This window comes from Nocardia alba NBRC 108234, assembly GCF_001612665.1.
GTDB lineage: Bacteria > Actinomycetota > Actinomycetes > Mycobacteriales > Mycobacteriaceae > Nocardia > Nocardia alba.
This window is the reverse complement of record NZ_BDAX01000055.1, coordinates 1-5818: the sequence shown is the minus strand read 5'-3', so window position 1 is coordinate 5818 and position 5818 is coordinate 1. Positions and strand designations below refer to the sequence as shown.

Genomic DNA, 5818 nt, shown 5'->3' with positions numbered 1-5818 from the left:
TAGCTGTTCCGCCACTCCGCGACTTTTGCCGGTCGAAGAGTTCTCAGGAGTTTGTCGGCGGGCCGGCGGCGTGACGGTGGTACAGGGCCGGAAGTTCCCGGTGAGTTACCCATGTGCTCGCGAAATCAGTTGTCGCGGAACGCAAAAAGGCCCTCCAACCGAAGTTGGAGGGCCTTTCGCAATGATGTTCCGGCAGTGTCCTACTCTCCCACACCCTGTCGAGTGCAGTACCATCGGCGCAGGTGGCCTTAGCTTCCGGGTTCGGAATGGGACCGGGCGTTTCCCCACCGCTATAACTACCGTAACTCTATGAAACTAGACAGCGCTCCCCCACCATAACCCAACCCCTCACAGGATCAGAATGGTGGAGTGTGCTGCAGTGTCTGTTGTTTCAGAAACCGCACAGTGGACGCGTAACACCTTCGTCAGTAAGCCCTCGGCCTATTAGTACCAGTCACCTACACCAATTACTTGGCTTCCAATTCTGGCCTATCAACCCCATGGTCTGTAGGGGGCCTTAACCACTCAAGGTGGAGAGAAACCTCATCTTGGAACAGGCTTCCCGCTTAGATGCTTTCAGCGGTTATCCCTTCCGAACGTAGCCAACCAGCAGTGCTCCTGGCGGAACAACTGGCACACCAGAGGTTCGTCCGTCCCGGTCCTCTCGTACTAGGGACAGCCTTCCTCAAGTTTCTAACGCGCGCGGCGGATAGAGACCGAACTGTCTCACGACGTTCTAAACCCAGCTCGCGTGCCGCTTTAATGGGCGAACAGCCCAACCCTTGGGACCTACTCCAGCCCCAGGATGCGACGAGCCGACATCGAGGTGCCAAACCATCCCGTCGATATGGACTCTTGGGGAAGATCAGCCTGTTATCCCCGGGGTACCTTTTATCCGTTGAGCGACACCGCTTCCACTTGCCGGTGCCGGATCACTAGTCCCGACTTTCGTCCCTGCTCGACCTGTCAGTCTCACAGTCAAGCTCCCTTGTGCACTTGCACTCAACACCTGATTGCCAACCAGGCTGAGGGAACCTTTGGGCGCCTCCGTTACATTTTAGGAGGCAACCGCCCCAGTTAAACTACCCACCAGGCACTGTCCCTGAACCAGATCATGGTCCGAGGTTAGAAGTCCAATACGATCAGAGTGGTATTTCAACGACGACTCCCACAACACTAGCGTGCCGCTTTCACAGTCTCCCACCTATCCTACACAAACCGTACCGAACACCAATACCAAGCTATAGTGAAGGTCCCGGGGTCTTTTCGTCCTGCCGCGCGTAACGAGCATCTTTACTCGTAATGCAATTTCGCCGAGTCTGTGGTTGAGACAGCAGAGAAGTCGTTACGCCATTCGTGCAGGTCGGAACTTACCCGACAAGGAATTTCGCTACCTTAGGATGGTTATAGTTACCACCGCCGTTTACCGGGGCTTAAATTCTCAGCTTCGCGGATAAATCCGCTAACCGGTCCTCTTAACCTTCCGGCACCGGGCAGGCGTCAGTCCGTATACATCGTCTTACGACTTCGCACGGACCTGTGTTTTTAGTAAACAGTCGCTTCTCTCTGGTCTCTGCGACCCCACCCAGCTCCAGGTGTAAAACCCTTCACCAGGCGTGGTCCCCCTTCTCCCGAAGTTACGGGGGCATTTTGCCGAGTTCCTTAACCACAGTTCTCTCGATCGCCTTAGTATTCTCTACCTGACCACCTGTGTCGGTTTGGGGTACGGGCCGTGTACCAGCTCGCTAGAGGCTTTTCTCGGCAGCATAGGATCACTGAATTCCCCTCAACGGGTACGCATCACGTCTCAAGCTATATGTTGTGCGGATTTGCCTACACAACGCCCTACACGCTTACACCAGGTATTCCATCACCTGGCCCAGCTACCTTCCTGCGTCACCCCATCGCTTACCTACTACAACCGGGGTCCTGTGCAGCCGTCATTCCCCTCGCCCGAAGGCTCAGTAAAACAACATTTGGACAGTTAGCACAACTGATTCAGCACTGGGCGCGGATACACGGGTACGGGAATATCAACCCGTTGTCCATCGACTACGCCTGTCGGCCTCGCCTTAGGTCCCGACTCACCCTGGGCGGATTAACCTGGCCCAGGAACCCTTGGTCATTCGGCGGACGAGTTTCTCACTCGTCTTTCGCTACTCATGCCTGCATTCTCACTCCCGTGGCCTCCACAGCTAGTTCACACTGCTGCTTCCACGGCCACAGGACGCTCCCCTACCCATCCACACACCTGGCCCAACCCAAAGGGTTGGACGGGCTATTGTGTGAATGCCGCGGCTTCGGCGGTGTACTTGAGCCCCGCTACATTGTCGGCGCAGGATCACTTGACCAGTGAGCTATTACGCACTCTTTCAAGGGTGGCTGCTTCTAAGCCAACCTCCTGGTTGTCTAAGCGACCCCACATCCTTTTCCACTTAGTACACGCTTAGGGGCCTTAGCCGGCGATCTGGGCTGTTTCCCTCTCGACTACGAAGCTTATCCCCCGCAGTCTCACTGCCACGCTCTCACACACCGGCATTCGGAGTTTGGCTGACTTCGGTAAGCTTGTAGGCCCCCTAGGCCATCCAGTAGCTCTACCTCCGATGTGAAACACGTGACGCTGCACCTAAATGCATTTCGGGGAGAACCAGCTATCACGGAGTTTGATTGGCCTTTCACCCCTACCCACAGCTCATCCCCTCAGTTTTCAACCTAAGTGGGTTCGGGCCTCCACGACGTCTTACCGTCGCTTCACCCTGGCCATGGGTAGATCACTCCGCTTCGGGTCCATAATGTGCGACTAAATTTCGCCCTATTCAGACTCGCTTTCGCTACGGCTACCCCTCAACGGGTTAACCTCGCCACACACCGATGACTCGCAGGCTCATTCTTCAAAAGGCACGCCATCACCCCACACAACCAAAGGTTGCGAAGGCTTTGACGGATTGTAAGCGCACGGTTTCAGGTACTATTTCACTCCCCTCCCGGGGTACTTTTCACCTTTCCCTCACGGTACTAGTCCGCTATCGGTCACCAGGGAGTATTCAGGCTTACCGGGTGGTCCCGGCAGATTCACAGCAGATTTCACGGGCCCGCTGCTACTCGGGTATCTTCTACGAGAGCCGTTGAGTTTTCGTCTACGGGATTATCACCCTCTACGACGGGCCGTTCCAGACCACTTCGACTAACACAACGGTTTCTTACTCTCGCTTGATCCGGCAGAATCAAGAAAGAAGACCCCACAACACCGCATACACAACCCCTGCCGGGTATCACATGTACACGGTTTAGCCTCATCCGCTTTCGCTCGCCACTACTCACGGAATCACTGTTGTTTTCTCTTCCTGTGGGTACTGAGATGTTTCACTTCCCCACGTTCCCTCCACACACCCTATATATTCAGATGCGGGTAACACGACATCACTCGTGCTGGGTTTCCCCATTCGGAAATCCTCGGATCTCAGCTCGGTTGACAGCTCCCCGAGGCTTATCGCAGCCTCCTACGTCCTTCATCGGCTCCTGGTGCCAAGGCATCCACCGTACGCTCTTAAACACTTACTAACAAAGATGCTCGCGTCCACTGTGCAGTTCTCAAACAACACACCCGAAAGAGTTTGATTTCCCAGACCAACTCGACCTAAACCAGTCGGCGGTATCGAGGACAACCCTTCGGATCGTTTGCTTTGCCTTGAAAGACACTCGCGTGTTCTTTCAGGACCCAATAGTGTGTCGGTATACCCATCGCGATCGAAGACAGAGCCTCGACCGAGTGCGATGAAAGTTGTCAGTGTTCCACCCATGAGCGTCCGCAGCTCCACGAAAGGGAACTAAACGGTCTCTGACACAACCACTCTCGACTCTTCGAGGTGCTCATGTAGAAGTGCTCCTTAGAAAGGAGGTGATCCAGCCGCACCTTCCGGTACGGCTACCTTGTTACGACTTCGTCCCAATCGCCGATCCCACCTTCGACGGCTCCCTCCACAAGGGTTAGGCCACCGGCTTCGGGTGTTACCGACTTTCATGACGTGACGGGCGGTGTGTACAAGGCCCGGGAACGTATTCACCGCAGCGTTGCTGATCTGCGATTACTAGCGACTCCAACTTCACGGGGTCGAGTTGCAGACCCCGATCCGAACTGAGACCGGCTTTAAGGGATTCGCTCCACCTCACGGTATCGCAGCCCTCTGTACCGGCCATTGTAGCATGTGTGAAGCCCTGGACATAAGGGGCATGATGACTTGACGTCGTCCCCACCTTCCTCCGAGTTGACCCCGGCAGTCTCTCACGAGTCCCCGCCATTACGCGCTGGCAACATAAGATAAGGGTTGCGCTCGTTGCGGGACTTAACCCAACATCTCACGACACGAGCTGACGACAGCCATGCACCACCTGTACACCGACCACAAGGGGGCCTACATCTCTGCAGGTTTCCGGTGTATGTCAAACCCAGGTAAGGTTCTTCGCGTTGCATCGAATTAATCCACATGCTCCGCCGCTTGTGCGGGCCCCCGTCAATTCCTTTGAGTTTTAGCCTTGCGGCCGTACTCCCCAGGCGGGGTACTTAATGCGTTAGCTACGGCACGGATCCCGTGGAAGGAAACCCACACCTAGTACCCACCGTTTACGGCATGGACTACCAGGGTATCTAATCCTGTTTGCTACCCATGCTTTCGCTTCTCAGCGTCAGTTACTTCCCAGAGACCCGCCTTCGCCACCGGTGTTCCTCCTGATATCTGCGCATTTCACCGCTACACCAGGAATTCCAGTCTCCCCTGAAGTACTCTAGTCTGCCCGTATCCCCTGCAAGCTTAAGGTTGAGCCCCAAGTTTTCACAGAAGACGCGACAGACCGCCTACAAGCTCTTTACGCCCAGTAATTCCGGACAACGCTCGCACCCTACGTATTACCGCGGCTGCTGGCACGTAGTTGGCCGGTGCTTCTTCTACAGGTACCGTCACTTGCGCTTCGTCCCTGTCGAAAGGGGTTTACAACCCGAAGGCCGTCATCCCCCACGCGGCGTCGCTGCATCAGGCTTTCGCCCATTGTGCAATATTCCCCACTGCTGCCTCCCGTAGGAGTCTGGGCCGTGTCTCAGTCCCAGTGTGGCCGGTCACCCTCTCAGGTCGGCTACCCGTCGTCGCCTTGGTAGGCCGTTACCCCACCAACAAGCTGATAGGCCGCGGGCCCATCCTGTACCGATAAATCTTTCCACCACAGAACATGCATTCCATGGTCATATCCGGTATTAGACCCAGTTTCCCAGGCTTATCCCGAAGTACAGGGCAGATCACCCACGTGTTACTCACCCGTTCGCCGCTCGTGTACCCCGAAGGGCCTTACCGCTCGACTTGCATGTGTTAAGCACGCCGCCAGCGTTCGTCCTGAGCCAGGATCAAACTCTCCGTTGAAGACTCTCAACCAACCCCGAAGGGTCAATCAGAATAATCTAAAGACTAGAGTCCGAAAACCTAGCAAAGCCAAACACCAGCAAAAAGTTCGCTGTTGTTTTTGTCCAACCTTCCACGACCGGGGGTACGCGAAGGCTGGAACCAATAAAATATTATTGGCACTGACATTCATCGACACACTATTGAGTTCTCAAAGAACACACGCACACACATCCACCCACAACTTCTCGAAGGGGTTTCAGTGAGGCAAGGGTTCGTACTGTAGCCCAGGCAACCAACCGGACGCAAATCCGATCACCCCTGAACACATGATCAGTCAGGCGCTCAACGTCCTACCTCGTGTCTCAACCAGGGGCTGAGTCGGTGTCCGTGTCGCTCTGACTCGAATAAAGTTACGTGCCGACCAACAC

At 55.3% G+C, this 5818-nt stretch carries 3 rRNA genes; all 3 read right to left on the bottom strand.

The window, feature by feature from the left end:
• Positions 1–187: 187 nt before the first annotated feature.
• A 5S ribosomal RNA gene (gene rrf, locus NA12_RS32825) occupies positions 188–304 on the bottom strand.
• A gap of 120 nt (positions 305–424) precedes the next feature.
• Positions 425–3561, bottom strand: a 23S ribosomal RNA gene (locus tag NA12_RS32820).
• Between the two features lie 330 nt (positions 3562–3891).
• Positions 3892–5408 (bottom strand): 16S ribosomal RNA (locus tag NA12_RS32815).
• The 16S, 23S and 5S rRNA genes sit together here, the layout of an rRNA operon.
• Between the last annotated feature and the right edge of the window lie 410 nt (positions 5409–5818).